13 protein-coding genes are annotated in these 14,988 nt (G+C 72.3%); 9 read left to right on the top strand and 4 right to left on the bottom strand.

Annotated elements, in window-relative coordinates:
* Nucleotides 1–62 precede the first annotated feature (62 nt).
* Both G401_RS0115395 and G401_RS0115390 read left to right on the top strand, forming a co-directional pair.
* On the top strand, nucleotides 63–551 hold the full coding sequence (locus tag G401_RS0115395; protein WP_027343202.1) for a SigE family RNA polymerase sigma factor: 489 nt from the start codon (nucleotides 63–65) through the stop codon (nucleotides 549–551).
* Complete coding sequence (locus tag G401_RS0115390) at nucleotides 541–1,992, top strand: outer membrane protein assembly factor BamB family protein (RefSeq protein ID WP_027343201.1); 1,452 nt, start codon at nucleotides 541–543, stop codon at nucleotides 1,990–1,992. The genes G401_RS0115395 and G401_RS0115390 overlap by 11 nt, the downstream gene beginning before the upstream one ends.
* 37 nt (nucleotides 1,993–2,029) lie before the next feature.
* On the opposite strand, the gene G401_RS45940 is transcribed toward G401_RS0115390, so the two are convergent.
* Nucleotides 2,030–4,309: a tetratricopeptide repeat protein gene (locus tag G401_RS45940; protein WP_051366699.1), complete on the bottom strand. Its 2,280-nt coding sequence runs from the start codon at nucleotides 4,307–4,309 to the stop codon at nucleotides 2,030–2,032.
* A gap of 88 nt (nucleotides 4,310–4,397) precedes the next feature.
* Between G401_RS45940 and G401_RS0115380 the strand changes: the two genes are divergently transcribed.
* Nucleotides 4,398–4,805, top strand: a complete 408-nt coding sequence (locus G401_RS0115380; RefSeq protein WP_157545751.1) for a hypothetical protein — start codon at nucleotides 4,398–4,400, stop codon at nucleotides 4,803–4,805.
* A gap of 122 nt (nucleotides 4,806–4,927) precedes the next feature.
* Here the strand turns inward: G401_RS0115380 and G401_RS0115375 are convergent, their stop codons facing one another.
* Both G401_RS0115375 and G401_RS0115370 read right to left on the bottom strand, forming a co-directional pair.
* Nucleotides 4,928–5,551, bottom strand: a complete 624-nt coding sequence (locus G401_RS0115375; RefSeq protein ID WP_034591734.1) for an isochorismatase family protein — start codon at nucleotides 5,549–5,551, stop codon at nucleotides 4,928–4,930.
* Entirely contained in the window at nucleotides 5,551–6,738 is a 1,188-nt protein-coding gene (locus G401_RS0115370; protein ID WP_027343198.1) for a CaiB/BaiF CoA transferase family protein, read from the bottom strand. The genes G401_RS0115375 and G401_RS0115370 overlap by 1 nt, the downstream gene beginning before the upstream one ends.
* Before the next feature lie 53 nt (nucleotides 6,739–6,791).
* On the opposite strand from G401_RS0115370, the gene G401_RS0115365 reads away from it, so the two are divergent.
* The 3 genes from G401_RS0115365 to G401_RS0115355 are packed head-to-tail and all read left to right on the top strand — an operon-like array spanning nucleotide 6,792 to nucleotide 10,064.
* Nucleotides 6,792–7,688 (top strand): hydroxymethylglutaryl-CoA lyase, encoded by an 897-nt coding sequence (locus G401_RS0115365; protein ID WP_027343197.1) that lies wholly within the window; start codon nucleotides 6,792–6,794, stop codon nucleotides 7,686–7,688.
* A gap of 46 nt (nucleotides 7,689–7,734) precedes the next feature.
* A complete protein-coding gene (locus tag G401_RS0115360) occupies nucleotides 7,735–9,222 on the top strand; it encodes a class I adenylate-forming enzyme family protein (RefSeq protein WP_027343196.1) in 1,488 nt (495 codons plus the stop codon).
* Nucleotides 9,219–10,064 (top strand): DUF4437 domain-containing protein, encoded by an 846-nt coding sequence (locus tag G401_RS0115355; protein ID WP_027343195.1) that lies wholly within the window; start codon nucleotides 9,219–9,221, stop codon nucleotides 10,062–10,064. Before G401_RS0115360 ends, G401_RS0115355 begins: the two co-directional genes overlap by 4 nt.
* A 59-nt stretch (nucleotides 10,065–10,123) precedes the next feature.
* On the opposite strand, the gene G401_RS0115350 is transcribed toward G401_RS0115355, so the two are convergent.
* Nucleotides 10,124–11,551, bottom strand: a complete 1,428-nt coding sequence (locus G401_RS0115350) for a dihydroorotase (RefSeq protein ID WP_027343194.1) — start codon at nucleotides 11,549–11,551, stop codon at nucleotides 10,124–10,126.
* Between the two features lie 78 nt (nucleotides 11,552–11,629).
* On the opposite strand from G401_RS0115350, the gene G401_RS0115345 reads away from it, so the two are divergent.
* The 3 genes from G401_RS0115345 to G401_RS0115335 are packed head-to-tail and all read left to right on the top strand — an operon-like array spanning nucleotide 11,630 to nucleotide 14,978.
* The gene (locus G401_RS0115345; RefSeq protein ID WP_027343193.1) at nucleotides 11,630–12,820 is read left to right on the top strand and encodes a CaiB/BaiF CoA transferase family protein; all 1,191 of its coding nucleotides are present in this window, start codon (nucleotides 11,630–11,632) and stop codon (nucleotides 12,818–12,820) included.
* Nucleotides 12,820–13,611: a cyclase family protein gene (locus tag G401_RS0115340; protein WP_027343192.1), complete on the top strand. Its 792-nt coding sequence runs from the start codon at nucleotides 12,820–12,822 to the stop codon at nucleotides 13,609–13,611. Before G401_RS0115345 ends, G401_RS0115340 begins: the two co-directional genes overlap by 1 nt.
* Nucleotides 13,608–14,978: an MmgE/PrpD family protein gene (locus tag G401_RS0115335; protein WP_027343191.1), complete on the top strand. Its 1,371-nt coding sequence runs from the start codon at nucleotides 13,608–13,610 to the stop codon at nucleotides 14,976–14,978. The genes G401_RS0115340 and G401_RS0115335 overlap by 4 nt, the downstream gene beginning before the upstream one ends.
* Nucleotides 14,979–14,988 lie beyond the last annotated feature (10 nt).

Genomic DNA, 14,988 nt, shown 5'->3' with positions numbered 1-14,988 from the left:
CCCGTCCTGCACGGGTACGCGCGGGACACCGGCGCGCCAGTGGTTCGGCTGACGGGGAGACGATGGGCGGCACTGACGAGTTCGACGAGTTCTATCGGGCCACGGTCCGGCGCCTCGTGCGGTACGCCTTCGGACTGACCGCCGATCTGGTCGAGGCGCAGGATCTCGCGCATGAGGCGTATGCCCGGGCCTGGCAGCACTGGTCGCGTGTCCGGGCGTACGACGCGCCGGAGGCGTGGCTGCGCACCGTTGTGACGCGGCTGGCCACCGACCGCTGGCGGCAGATCAGCATCCGCTGGAAACGTCCGCCGCAGCCGCCGGCATCGCAACCGCCGCCCGGCGACGACCGCCTGTTCGTCGCGGGACTGCTGGCCGGTCTTCCCCTCGATCAGCGCCGGGCGCTGACGCTGCATTACCTGGTGGACCTGTCGGTGGAGCAGGTTGCTGCGGAGATGGGGGCCAACCTGAACACCGTCAAGTCCTGGCTGTCGCGCGGACGTACCGCGCTCGCCGCCCGGCTCACCGAACAGGGGGAGACCGATGTCCGCTGACCTGGACGAGTTCTTCGCCCGCGCCCGGGCTGCGGCTGACTCCCTCGACGCTCCCCTGGCCGCGCAGGCCCGCCGCCGCGGCGATCAACGCCGCCACCGCAGGATGGCGCTGGTCGCCGTCGCCGTGTTCGCGCTCGTCGCCGCGACCCTGGGCACCGTCACGCTGACCACTCGCCACCACAGCCATCCGACCCCGGCCACCTCGCCGTCACCCGCCGCGTTCCCGTCCGGCTTCGCGCCCCTGCACCGGGTCGGCACGGCCCTGGACTTCGGTTCGGCCGGGCGGGCCAGCACCGGGCTCACGCTGGCATACGGCGATTCCGTGTACGCCGCGTGGCAGACCCGCAACCAGGACAGTCTGCTGCTGGCCCGCACGGATCTGCGGGCTGACGCCGCGAAGCGCTGGGGTCCTCAGAAGATATCGATGGTCGGTGAATGGCAAGGGCTCGCCCTGGCGCCCGACGCCGACGTTCTGGTGGCCACCGTGCTGGCCAATGAAGGCGTGGCGCATCCGGAGCGCCAGTATCTCTTCGACGCCTCCTCGGGGCGGCCGCTGTGGCACACCGGCGCGGCGACGACGTACTTCATCACCGGTGACGTGCTGGTCGCCAAGGAGGGCAGCCGGCTCGTCGGCCGGGATCTGCGTACCGGCCGCCGGCTCTGGCAGCAGACTGTTCCGCAGCGCCTCGCCGTGACGGCCGCTTCCGCCACCGAACAGCCGTCGATCGCCGGCGGCCCGCGCGTCCTCAGTGCGGGTGACATCGCCACCCTCGACGAGGAAGGCGTACTTGACGTCTTCGACGCGCACAAGGGAAGCATCGGTCTGGCCGGAACCCGGGGATTCGCGCCTGGCAGCCGGCTCGTGGGCGGAATACGCGCGGAGGTGTATGTCGCCTCGCCTCCGGGCAAGCCGTTGACGATCCAGGGCGTCAACGCGCACGGCGGTCGGACCGTCTACAGCGGACAGGCGACGAGCGACCAGTACCTCGCCGTCACCGCGTGCTTCGACACCTTGCTGTGTTTCCCGGAGGGACAGTCGCTGGTGGCGGTCGACCCGAGCCCGCAGCAGCCGGTCGTCGCCTGGCGAAGCGCGCTGAGTTTCGCACCCACCGGCGTCCTGGGCCAGGTCGGCGCGGGCTTCATTCTCGTCGGCCCCTCGTTCGGCGACGACGAGCCCTACGTCCTGCTCGACCGAGACGGCCGGATCGTGCGCCGGCTCCCGGTAACCCGGGCACCGCACCTCGACAGTCTGCACGATGGAGTGCTCCTCGGCCCCAACGGCGGCTACGCCCGCAGCCAGCCGCTGCCGATCTCGGTCGTGACCCGCGACGGTGCGACAGCCTCGCTGGGCCAGATCAGCGCCGGCGGCTTCTGCTCAGCCACGGACGATCTTCTGGCCTGCCTCGACGACACCGGAGTCGCCCTGTGGTCGTTCCGCTGACGCCGCAGCGTGTGCCTTCCATAGCCCGAGAAGGCGGTCATCCGTCGGCGGACGGCACCTGCTGTCGCCAGTGGGCGAGCTGCTGCAGGGTCTCGCGGGTGTGCACATGGTCGGCGCCGAGCACCCGCTCCCGGTCCGGCAGCAGCTTCGCCAGCCCGGCGGCCGCGGCGGCGGGATCTCCCGCCTCACCCCGCAACCGGGCCAGCTCGTGCCGGGTCAGCAGGGTGTGCGGGTGGTCGGGACCGAGCGCCCGGCGCTGGTCGGCGAGCAGCTTGCCGAGCGCTGCCGCCGCCCCCGCCGGGTCACCGGCATCGCCCCGGCTGCGGGCCAGCTCGAGTCGGGTGTTGAGGGTGTCGGAGTGGTCGCGCCCGAGTACGCGTACCTGATCGGGCAGCAACGTGCGGAACGCGGCCACCGCGCCGGCCGGGTCACCCGCCCGGCCCCGCCAGTAGGCGACGTTGTGGCGGGTGTTGAGGGTGAACACGTGGTCGGCGCCGAGCACCCGGACGACCGCCGGCAGCAGCTCGTCGAACGCTTCGGCCGCGCCGCCGGGGCTGCTCACCCGCCCTCGCCACGAGGCCAGGTCCGCTTTCGTGTAGAGCGTGCTGGGATGATCGGGGCCGAGAACCCGCAGCTTGTCGGCCAGCAGCTGCTCGCACGCCTCGGCCGCGCCCGCCGGGTCGCCCGCGGCACCCCGCCAGTACGCGAGATTGTGCCGGACGTCGAGTGTCTGCGGATGCCGCCGGCCGAGAACGCGTACCTGAACGGCGACCAGTTGCTCCAGCGCGGCCGCCGCTCCCGTGTAGTCGCCCGCCTGGCCCTGCCACAGCGCGGCATCGCAGCGGATGACGAAGGTGGCCTTGTGGTCGGAGCGGAGGTGCCGCCGGGCGCTGCCGAGAAGATCGTCGAAGTACGCGCGCGCAGCCACCACCTGTCCGGCCTCGCCGAGCGTGAATCCTGCCTTGACCAGGACAGGATGGACGCCGTCCTTCTTTGTCCACAGTGGTCCGGGATGGTGGCGGTGCAGGATGACCGTGCACGCGCGGGAGGCCTGGGCGAGTTCGCCGTTCTGCGGACCGTCGGGCCAGGCCGCGTACAGGGCGTCGGCTGCTGTCCGGGCCGACAGGGCGAGATCATGGCGCGGTGTGTGCTCGCGGATGGCCCGCTGCACCAGCGAGTGCATCCGGATTCGCCCTTCCTTGACCGTGATCAGGCTGAACCGGCGCAGGCAGGCCACCGCCTCCTCGACCTCCTGAGCCGGCGCGATGACCAGGATCGGCGCCCGGGTGAACCCCCACGGGAGCCCGAACGCACCCCATCGGCGCATCCAGCCGGGGTTCTGCGCCAGGACGAGCTGATGCCGGGCAGCCGTTGAGGTGAGAATCCGCTGCGGGATACCGTTCGGGTCGAGCAGACTCAGCAGCTGCATCAGCGGCCGGGCCAGTCCGCGGGTCAACCCGTCGGCGGTCTCGACCGAGATGGACCAGGTGGCGTCCACCGTGGCCTGCTGCCCGTCGGGGAGAAACCGGTGCCCCGGCGTGAGTCCCGCCAGCGGCCGCGTCGCCAGCTCCTGCCGATACCGCGAGCAGCTCCAGCCCAAGGCAACCTGGTACGCGGTCGCCTGCGCCAAGGCGATCGGCAGCCGTCCCAGGTCCTCGGCCAACTCGTCGACCTCGTCCGCCAGCTCGGCCCGGTCGCGCAACCGCCGGCCCACATAGTCACGGGCCTGCTGCTCGGTGTACCAGCCGACGCGTACGACCTCGCGATCATGGCCGTGGAGCGCGGGATCGTCGAGCCGGGTCGTCACCACGGTCAGCTGCCCGGCCCGCGCGACCGGCGGCCACCAGCCGGCCAGCACGTCCGGCGTACTCAGATCGTCGAGCACGACCAGCCACGGCCGATCGGTCTCGGCCAGGAACTCCAGGAACCGCCGCGCCGCCACCTCACCAGACTCCCCCCGGTGTACACCGACCCGGGCCGCGGCGTCGGCGTACACGGCCACGATCTGGTCCGGCATGCCGGCGCTCGCCCACACCAGCAGCTGCACCTGCCCGGCACGCCACGTCCGCTGCGCGTGCGCCGCCGCGAGTTGGGTCTTGCCCACACCGCCGAGGCCGGACAGCACGACCGTGCCGCCCCGGCGCTGCGCTTCGGTGAGCGATGCCTCCTCGGACCGCTGCTGCCAGCAGTCGGCCACCGGTGCGCCGAGATTCACCCGGACCGGCCACTGCACCGGCGCCTGGTTCACGGTGATGGAGACCTGGTTGCCGTCGCCGATCACGACACCCTGCGCGTACGCCGCATCGACGTGAGTCACAGGTTGAGACGGTTGTCGGCGGGACGGCATCGGCTCGGACCCTCGCTTCAAGATCGACTTCCATGGATGGCACTCTCTAGTGTGGAGCATGCGGAATGGATCAAAGGACGAGGTGGACCGGATGGAACCGATCACGCTGGTGGTGACCGCCCTAGTCGCGGCGGTCAAGGCGGGCGTGGCCAAGGTCGGCGAGTCGGCGGCCGTCGAGGCCTACCAAGCGCTGAAAAGGCTGGTCGTCGACCGTCTGCACCGCTCGGGAACAACCGAACCCGACGGTACGCGCCTGGTCGAGCGGGTCGGCGAGTCCGACGGCACCAAGGCCGCCCTGTCCGAGGCGCTGACCAGCGCGGACCTGGACCAGCCGGTGATCGACGCCGCGCAGCGGTTGCTGGACCTCCTCGACCGGGGCGGCAAGTTCGTGGTCGACGCCTCGCACGCCACCGGTGTCATCATCGGCGACCACGGCGTACAGCACATCACGATCCAGCGACCCTGAACGAGTGAAAGTCAGGCGGTCTGCCAGCCGACCGGGAACAAGCCCGCGCGACGGAACGGCGCGACGCTGCCGTGCGCCTGCCGCCGAGCGCACTTTCGATCATTGACTGTCGTGGAATGCCGTCATTGCGTCATGCGGGCGAGCGCCTCGGACAGCGGGATGACGTCGGCGTACTTGGCGTCGAGGTCGAAGAGGTTGGCCTCGTGCGGACCGGCGGCCCGGTCGGCGCAGGCTTCGCGGACGACCATGGGCCGGAAGCCGTTCTGCAGGGTGTCGACGGCGCTCGCCCGGACGCAGCCGCTGGTCGAGTAGCCGCCGAGGACGACCGTGTCCACGCGGTGGGCGGTCAACCAGGCCGCTACGGACGTGCCGGCGTACGCGCTGGCGTGGTGCTTGCGGAACACCGGTTCACCGGGACGGGGGGCGATCGGGGCGGGGATGCGCGCGTACGGGCTGCCTGCGGCGAAGGCGGACAGGGCCGGGACCTTCGCGGCGAACAGCGGCGCTTCCGGGCACGTGCTGTCGGCGTACTCGACGGTGGTGAAGGCGATCGGGAGGCCGCGGCGGCGGACGGCGGCCAGCAGCGCGGACATCGCTTCGAGGGCGGCGGGCGCGGTGGCGCAGTGCAGGGGCGACGCGGGGTCGGTGTACGCGGTGACGGGGTCCACGAGCAGCAGGGCGGGCCGCTCGCCCCAGCCGAGCCGCCGGGCGAAACCGGCGGCGGCGTAGTCCTCGGTGATGTCCATCAGATGATCCCGCGCTGACGGAGGTCGGCGAGATCCGACGTGGACAGGCCGAGCCGGCCGTAGATCTCGTCGTTGTGCTCGCCGAGGGCCGGCCCGGCCCAGCGGACGGAACCCGGCGTGGCGGACAGCCGCGGCGCGACGTTCTGCATGGGCAGCTCGCCGAACTCGGGGTGCGGTACGCGCACCACCGCCTCGCGCGCGGCGACGTGGGGATCGGCGAGGATGTCGGCCGCGGTGTAGATGCCGCCCGCCGGGACGCCGGCCTCGTGCAGCCGGTCGAGCAGCGGGCCGGCCGGCTGCTCGGCGGTCCACGCGGCGATCAGCCGGTCGAGTTCCTCCTGGTGCTCGCCGCGGGCGCCGTGCGTCGCGTAGCGCGGATCTGTTCCGAGGCTGGGCGTGCCCATGACCTCGCAGAGCCGGCGGAAGACGGTGTCCTGGTTGGCCGCGATGAGGATGTCGGTGCCGTCGGCGGTCGGGTACGCGTTGCTCGGCGCGACGTTCGGCAGGATCGCGCCGGTGCGTTCGCGCTGGTAGCCCGCCACCGTCCACTCGGGAAGGAGGGACTCCATCATCGCGAGGACGGCCTCGTAGATGGCCGAGTCGACGACCTGCCCGACGCCGGTACGCTCCCGCGCGTGCAGCGCGGCCACGGCTCCGTACGCGGCGAACGTGGCGGCCAGCGAGTCGCCGAGGGAGATGCCGGAACGGGACGGGGGCCGGTCGGCTTCCCCGGTGACGTAACGCAGGCCGCCCATCGCCTCGCCGATCGAACCGAAGCCGGCGCGCGGGGAGTACGGGCCGGTCTGGCCGTAGCCGGTGACGCGGACGAGGATCAGCCGTGGATTGAGCTCCCGCAGCCGGTCGTAGCCGAGGCCCCAGCGTTCCAGGGTGCCGGGGCGGAAGTTCTCCAGCAGGATGTCGGCGCCGGTCACCAGGCGGCGGAGCAGGTCCTGGCCCGCCTCGGTACGCAGGTCGCAGGTGACGGACTTCTTGTTGCGCGCGACGACCGGCCACCACAGCGACTGCCCGTGGGGTTTCTCGCGACCCCATTGGCGCATCGGGTCGCCTTTGCCGGGGTCCTCGACCTTGACGACCTCCGCGCCGAAGTCGCCCAGCAACTGGCCGCAGAAGGGCCCGGCCAGCAGGGTGCCGGTCTCGATCACGCGAACGTCGGAGAGTGCCGTCATGCGCGCATCGTATGCTTTGGAAACAGTGTTTCGCCAGAGGAACCGGAGGTGTCGTGGAGATCGTCGAGGTCGGCCCGCGCGACGGGCTGCAGAACGAGAAGACCGTGCTGAGCACCGAGGTGAAGCTGGCCTACGTGCGCCGCGCGCTCGCGGCGGGCGTACGCAGGGTCGAGGCGGTCGCCTTCGCGCATCCCGCCCGGGTCCCGCAGATGGCCGACGCCGAGGCGGTCGTGGCGGGGCTCCCGGCCGTCGAGGGCGTCTCCTACATCGGCCTCGTCCTCAACGAGCGCGGTCTGGACCGGGCGCTGGCCGACACCGTCGCCGGCCGGCTGCACGAGATCAACTACGTACTGGTGGCCACGGACGAGTTCTCCCGGCGCAACCAGGGTATGTCCACTCAGGAGTCGCTGGCGCAGTGGGAGCGGATCCGCGTACGCGCGGCGGCGGCCGGGTTGCGGACCACGCTGACCGTCGCGGCCGCGTTCGGCTGCCCGTTCACGGGAGAGGTTCCCGTCGAGCGGGTCGCCGGACTCGTCGCCGCGGCCGGGTCGCCGGACGAGATCTGCGTGGCCGACACGATCGGGGTCGGCGTACCGGGGCAGGTGACGGAGCTGGTCGCGGCCGTCCGGCAGGCCGCACCGGACGCCGCGCTGCGGGCCCATTTCCACAACACCCGCAACACCGGGTACGCGAACGCGATGGCGGCCGTCGCGGCCGGGGTCACCGCGCTGGATGCGAGTACGGGCGGGATCGGCGGCTGCCCGTTCGCCCCGGCGGCCACCGGCAACATCGCGTCGGAGGATCTGGCGTACCTGCTGACGCGGTCGGGACTGCTGGCCGGGATCGACGTCGCGGGCCTGGCGGACACCGGCACGTGGATAGGCGCGCGGCTCGGCATCGACACGCCGGCCCTCCTCGGCCGGGCGGGCGGGTTCCCGCCGGCGATGTGAGAGCGACTCTTGCGCACCGGATGGAAACGGTGTTTCCATTACGCGCATGGTCCTCCCCGCCGGCCTGTCCATCGCGGGTGGCGTACGCGAGTTCGCCCGCGCCACCCCGCAGGCGGTCGCTGTGGTCGACGGCGACCGCCGCCTCACCTACGCTGAACTCGGCGACCGGTCGAGCCGGTTCGCCCAGGCGCTGCTGGCCCGGGGGCACCGGCCCGGCGACGCCGTCGCGGTGCTGCTCGGCAACCGGCTGGAGTACCCGGAGATCGCGGCCGGGCTGGCCAAGGCGGGCCTGGTCATGGTCCCGCTCAACCCCCGGCTGACCGCCGCCGAGATCGCCTTCATCGTCGAGCACGCCGGCTGCCGGTCGGTGATCGCCGACGAGGCCCTGGCCGTCCTCGCCCCCGATGTCGAGGTGCTGGCGACCGGGGACGCCTATGAGGACGCGCTGCGGCGCGCGGACGCGGCCGACCCCGCGGTCCCCGTCGACGAGTACGCGCCGTTCTGCGTGGCGTACACGTCGGGGACGACCGGGGACCCCAAAGGCGTGCAGATCTCGCACCGGTCGCGGGTCCTCACGTTCTACGCGACCGCCCTCGAATACGGGCTCGGGCCCGGGCGCCGGACGATCGCCGTGGCGCCGATGTACCACGGTGCCGGGTTCGCCTTCGCGTACGCGGCGGTGTTCTGCGGCGGCACGGTGAGCATGCTGCGCTCGTTCGACGCGGGCGGGGCGCTGGAGATGATCGCCCGCGAGCGCGCACAGTCGGTGTTCCTCGTCCCGACGCACGCGCAGCTGATCCGCAATCTGACCGAGGACCCGGCCGCGGCCGCCGATCTGTCCAGTCTGGACACTCTGTTCTTCAACGCGGCGGCCCTGCCGAAAGCGCTGAAGGAGTGGGTGCTCGACGCCCTTCCCGGGGTCGGCGTGCACGAGCTGTACGGGTCGACCGAGGCGGGTGTCGTCACGAACCTGCGGCCGCCGGACGCGCGGCGCAAGGCCGGCAGCGTCGGGCATCCGTGGTTCGCCACCGAGGTACGCGTCGTCGACGCCGACGGACATCCAGTGCCGCCGGGCGAACCGGGCGAGCTGTACAGCCGGTCGCCGTACCTGATGAACGGCTACCTGCGCAACGACGAGGCGACCGCGGCGTGCACGACCCCGGACGGGTTCCTCACCTCGGGCGACGTCGTGGTGGTGGACGACGAGGGGTTCATCACGATCGTCGACCGCACGAAGGACCTGATCATCACCGGCGGGGTCAACGTCTACCCGCGCGAGGTCGAGGAGGCGCTGGCCACCCACCCCGCGGTCGTGGAGGCGGCGGTCGTCGGCGAACCCGACGACCGCTGGGGCGAGCGGATCGTGGCGCACGTCGTGTGCCGGGCCGAGATCGCACCCGCGGACCTCGACGCCCATCTGCGTACCCGGCTGGCCGGCTTCAAGCTGCCGAAGGCGTACCTGTTCACCGGCTCGCTGCCCCGCAACGCGGCCGGCAAAGTGTTGAAACGACAGCTGAGGAGCGGCGGACTGTGAGAGCGCACGTCGAACTGATCCACGAGGACGACTACATCTGGCACGCCGGCGAGCTGCCGTTCGGCGAGGGCAGGGCCCTGGAGCGGCGGCTGTCGGTCGACGAGGAGGACGGCTCGTCCTCGCTGTCGCTCAGCTTCCCCGCCGACTGGGGACGCGCGGGCGGCGTACCGCACGCGGACACCGAGTTCTACGTGGTGTCCGGGTCGCTGCTGTACGGCGGCCGGGAACTGGGTCCGGGCGGGTACGTGCAGGTGCCGAAGGGCGTACCGATGGACTGGATCAAGGTACGCGAGGGCAGCCACGTCCTGCACTGGCGCGAGTACGGCGACTGCGGCTTCGATCCGGACGCGGCCCGGCACGCCGACGCGGTGGGCGAGGTGAGCGTGGTCGACGCCGACGCGATGCAGTGGACGGCCGCGCCGACCGTCGGCCCGATCACGCCGCTGTACATCAAGCTGCTGCACCGGGACCCGAAGACCGGCTTCTACACCCGGCTGATCCGCGCCGAGCAGGGCTGGAGCGACCACCGGCTCGCCCACCACCCGTGCTACGAGGAGTTCTACACGCTCGGCGGCAAGATGGCCTACAACTTCGGCGACATCGACGACGGGACCTACTGCTTCCGGCCCGCCGGGGTCAAGCACGGCCACTTCGTCGCCGAGACCACCATCGACTGGATCATCCGGTCGGACGGCGAGCTGATCAACTGGTACACCACCGAGGAATGGATCAAGTGGGGCGGCCACCCCGAGAACTACGACGAGCACGACCACGCCCCGGTCGTCTCGACGCTGCCGGTCCGGTCGCGCTCGCGCGGTCCCTGGTCCGGCGACGGCATGTGATCCCTCGCCGTGCTCCCGGCCCGGCGCCCCTCCGGTTGGGCGCCGGGCCGTCGTTTCCCTCACCGGGCGAGGAACTCACCGCGTGGCGCCCCCACGACCTTCCCTTCCCGGTACGCGACTCGGCCGCGCAGGACGGTGGCGATCGGCCAGCCCCGAACCACCCGGCCCTCGAACGGGCAGTGGTCCTGGCCGGACTGCAGCAGCTCCGTCGTGACGGCCTGCTCCAGTTCCGGGTCCACGACGGTCAGGTCGGCGTCGGCCCCGAGCATGAGACTGCCCTTGCGCCCCGCCAGCCCGTACGCGGCCGCGGGGTTGGCCGCCGCCAGTTCGGCGATCCGGCGCGGACTCAGCCCACGCTTGTGCATGCCCTCGCTCAGCAGGACGGGATAGAGCAGTCCCGTGCCGCCGAAGCCGGGCAGCGCCGGCCACAGCGCGTTGCCCTTGTTCTCCTCCAGGCAGCACGCGTGATCGCTGGCCACCCAGTCGATCGCACCGCTGCGTACGCCTTCCCACAGCGCCTCGGTGTCGGCGACCGCGCGGATGGGCGGGTTCACCTTGGCGCCCAGACCGCCCCGCTGATCGAGGGTCTCGTGGTCGAGGCAGAGGTGGTGCAGCGTGACTTCGAGACGCATGTCCAGACCGAGGGCCGCCTTCGCGGTCGCGGCCGCGTCGAGGGCTTCGGCCGACGACAGGTGCAGCAGGTTGACCGGGCACCCCGTCGCCTTCGCCAGCGTGGTCGCCTCGCCGATCGCCACCCGTTCGGTCAGCGGCGGCCGCGCGTCCGAGTAGGCCTTCAGCGTCTGCGGGTCGCCGTTCGCGCGTACGCGGTCGATGAACAGCCGCATCAGCTCGGCCTGCTCGCAGTGCAGCGACAGGGACACACGGCGGTCGCCGGGCTGGTTCGCCGCGACCGCCTCCATGATCTGGTAGAGGTGGCCGAGGTCGTACTCGTCGCTCATCGTGAACGCCTTGGCGTCGCGCGAATCGGCCGACAGGTTGAAGCCTTTGTAGAACATGTAGTACTTGAAGGAGCTGATCCCGGCCGCGCCGACGAGCGCGGGGATCTCGCCGACCTGGGCGGTGTCCATGGGCGCGAGGTGGAAGCCGTAGTCGGTCCACGCGTGCCCGGCGACCGCGGCGCGCACCTCGGGCAGGATCTCGGCGTACGGGCCGGTCCTGTTGAGGTAGTGCTGCCCGGTGCGGAAGTAGGACAGCACCGTGCCGACCCCGCCGACCAGCGACGAGCGGGTCTCCTCGGCGGCGTCCACCGCGAGCGGCCGGTAGATGCCCAGGTGGTAGTGGGCGTCCACAGCCGCCGGGAAGACCAGCTTCCCGGTCGCGTCGAGGACCTCGTCCGCCTCGGCCGGATCGAGGTCGTCGGCCAGGGCGGCGATGCGGCCGTCGCGGGTGGCGAGGTCGCCGCGCACCTCGCCGACGTAGGGCAGGACCAGCGTCCCGTTCTTCACCAGCAGCTCATACCGCGCCACGGCGCACCTCCCAGGGTCAGCGTTTCGCACACTGTAACGGGGTTTCCATTTTGCCGACAGACCCGTTACCCTTCCCGCATGCCCGCCCCGCTCTCCGGCATCACCGTCGTCGACGCCGCCACGCTGTTCGCCGGGCCCCTCGCCGCCACGATCCTCGGCGACTACGGCGCGGACGTGATCAAGGTGGAGCATCCGGCGAAGGGCGATCCCGCGCGCGGGCACGGTCCGGCGAAGGACGGCGTACCGCTGTGGTGGACGTCGCTGGCCCGCAACAAGAAGACCGTCACGCTGAACCTGTCCGATCCGGACGGTGCGCAGTTGTTGCGGCGCCTGCTGTCCGGCGCCGACGTCCTCATCGAGAACTTCCGGCCGGGCACCCTGGAGCGCTGGGGTCTCGGCCCGGACGTGCTGCTGGCGGCCAACCCCCGCCTGATCGTCGCGCGGATCACCGCGTTCGGCCAGTCCGGCCCGTACGCGCACCGGCCCGGCTTCGGCACGCTGGCCGAGGCGATGAGCGGATTCGCCGCTATCACCGGTGCGCCGGACGGGCCGCCGACCCTGCCGCCGTTCGGCCTCGCCGACGGGATCAGCGCACTGACCGCCGCCCAGGCGATCGTCACCGCCCTCTATCACCGGGACGCCCGCGGCGGGACCGGCCAGGTGATCGACCTCGCCATCGTCGAGCCGATGCTCAGCGTCCTCGGCCAGCAGGCGATGGTCTACGACCAGCTCGGGCGCGTGCAGCGGCGTACCGGCAACCGGTCGGTCAACAACGCTCCCCGCAACACCTACCGCACCCGGGACGGGCGCTGGGTGGCGGTCTCCACCAGCGCCCAGGCCATCGCGGAACGGGTACTGCGGCTCGTCGGGCACCCCGAAGTCGTCGCCGAGCCGTGGTTCGCCACCGGAGCCGGCCGCGCCGAGCACGCCGACCTGCTCGACGGCCACGTCGCCGCCTGGGTCGCCGAGCGGGACCTCGGACCGGTGCTCGCCGCCTTCGACGAGGCCCAGGCGGCCGTCGCCCCGATCTACGACATCGCCGACGTGTTCGCCGACCCGCACTTCGCGTACCGGGACTCGATCACCACCGTGGACGATCCCGTGCTCGGGCCGGTACGCATGCCCAACCTGCTCTACCGGATGTCGCGTACGCCGGGCGGGATCCGCTGGACCGGCCGGCCGCGAGGGGCCGACAACGAAGCCGTGTTCGGCGCGCTCGGGCTGTCCGGCGAGGACCTCGACCGGCTGCGTACGCGGGGAGTGATCTGATGCTCTGGGAAGCCTTGCGCGGCAAGACGATCCTCGACCTCGCCCAGCCGATGCGCAGAGGGATGCCGCAGTCGCCGAACCATCCGCCGTTCCGGATGGCGCTCGAACGGCGGCACGGCGACCTGAGCCGGCCCGACGGCGGATCGGCCGCGAACGAGATCGTGGTCACCGGCGGCCACGTCGGTACGCACGTCGACGCGCTCGCCCACGTGTCGCACGAGGGACTGCTGTACGGCGGGGTGGCGGCGGCCGGGCTGCAGAGCCACCTCGGCTTCAGCGACCTCGGCATCGACACCTTCCCGCCCTACGTCGGCCGGGCGGTCCTGCTCGACGTCGCCGCCGCGCGCGGGGTCGACGTCCTGCCCGCGGGCTACGAGATCACGCCCGCCGACCTCGACGCGGCGGCGGCCGGTGTGGACATCGAGCCCGGCGTCGTCCTGCTGATCGGCACCGGCTGGTCGCGGCGCTGGTCGGAGCACGACGCGTTCATCGGCCAGCGCGACGGTACGCCCGGCCCCGGCGAGGCGGGCGCCCGCTGGCTGGCCGCCCACCGGCCGGTCGCCGTCGGCGGGGAGACCATCGCGTTCGAGTGCATCCCGGCCGGGAAGGGGCACGCGCTGCTGCCGGCGCACCGCGTACTGCTCGTGGAGGCGGGGATCAACATCGTCGAGACCATGAACCTCGCTCCCCTGCTCGATTCCGGCGCCCGGGAGCTGCTGCTGGTGCTGAACCCGCTGCCCATCGTCGGCGCGACCGGCTCCCCGGTACGCCCGCTGGCGGTCCTGCCGTGACGGCCGTCGAGGACCTGGCCGCGTTCGCCGTCGGCTGCCGGGACGACGGGGTGCCGGCGCTCGGCGTACCCGGGAGGATCCTGGACATCCTGGGGCTGTGCCTGGCGGCCGCCGACGACCCGGCCGCCCTCGCCACCCTGCGCGCGACCCGCCGCCTGGCCGGTACGCCGGAAGCGACCGTGGTCGGGTTCGGCGACCGGCTGCCCGCACCGAGCGCGGCGCTGGTGAACGGAGTGCTCGCGCACGCGCTCGACTTCGACGACACGCACCTGCCGTCGGTGCTGCACCCCAGCGCGGGCGTGGTCCCGGCCGCGCTGGCCGCCGCCGAGGCGACCGGGGCGAGCGGCGCGGACCTGATCGCGGCGGCCACGGCGGGCATCGAGATCTGCAACCGGCTGGGCCTGGCCGGATACGACCCGGAACAGCGCAACTCGATCTACTTCGACCGCGGCCTGCACGCCACCTCGATCTGCGGCACGATCGGCGGGGCGGCCGCCGCGGCGCTGCTGTACGGCCTCGGCGCGGACGGCGTCGCGGACGCGATGGGCGTGGCCGCGAGCATGGGAGCGGGGCTGATCGAAGCCAACCGGACCGGCGGGCTGATCAAGAAGGCGCACTGCGGCTGGGCGGCGCACGCGGCGGTCACCGCGGCCCTCCTGGCGGCCGAGGGGCTCACCGGACCGCCGACCGTCCTCGAAGGGCGCTTCGGCTTCTTCGCCGCCTACACCGGTGGCTGGTACGACGAGGACGCCCTGCTCGGCGACCTCGGTACGCGCTGGGAGGTCGAGCGGACGGTGTTCAAGCCGTATCCGGCCAACCACTTCACCCACCCGGGGATCGACTGCGCGCTCGCCCTCCGGGCTCGGGGACTCTCGGCATCCGATGTGGACTCCATAGAGCTGGGCGTGGCCGAGCCGGTGCTGCGGACCATCGCGGAACCAGCCGCGGAGAAGGCGTCGCCGCGCAGCGGGTACCACGGGAAGTTCTCCGGGCCCTACACGGTCGCCGTCGCCCTGCTCGGCGGGGGCGGGCTGGGGGTCTCCTCCAGCGACTTCGCGGAGTTGAACCCGGCCGCGGTGACGCTCGCGCAACGGGTGCGGTGTTACGCGGACCCGGTCGCGACCTCGCTCTTTCCGACCGCGTTCGCGGGGGTGCTGCGGGTCCGGACGTTCTCGGGCGCGGTCTTCGAGCATCGGGTGGACGCTTCGCGGGGCAGTGCGGGCTATCCGTTGAGCGCCGCGGAGCTCACACGGAAGTTCCGCGCCAACGCGGCCGCCCTGTCCGACGAGCAGGCGGCGGCCTTGGCGTCGCTGACACTGGGCGGGGGCAGCGCTGGGGACATCGCCCGGCTCACCGTGGCAGCTTGATCGGCTTTCC

The sequence above is a fragment of the Hamadaea tsunoensis DSM 44101 genome (assembly GCF_000428945.1).
Lineage (GTDB): Bacteria > Actinomycetota > Actinomycetes > Mycobacteriales > Micromonosporaceae > Hamadaea > Hamadaea tsunoensis.
The sequence above is the reverse complement of the archived record's forward strand: the minus strand, read 5'-3'. Positions and strand labels throughout refer to the sequence as shown.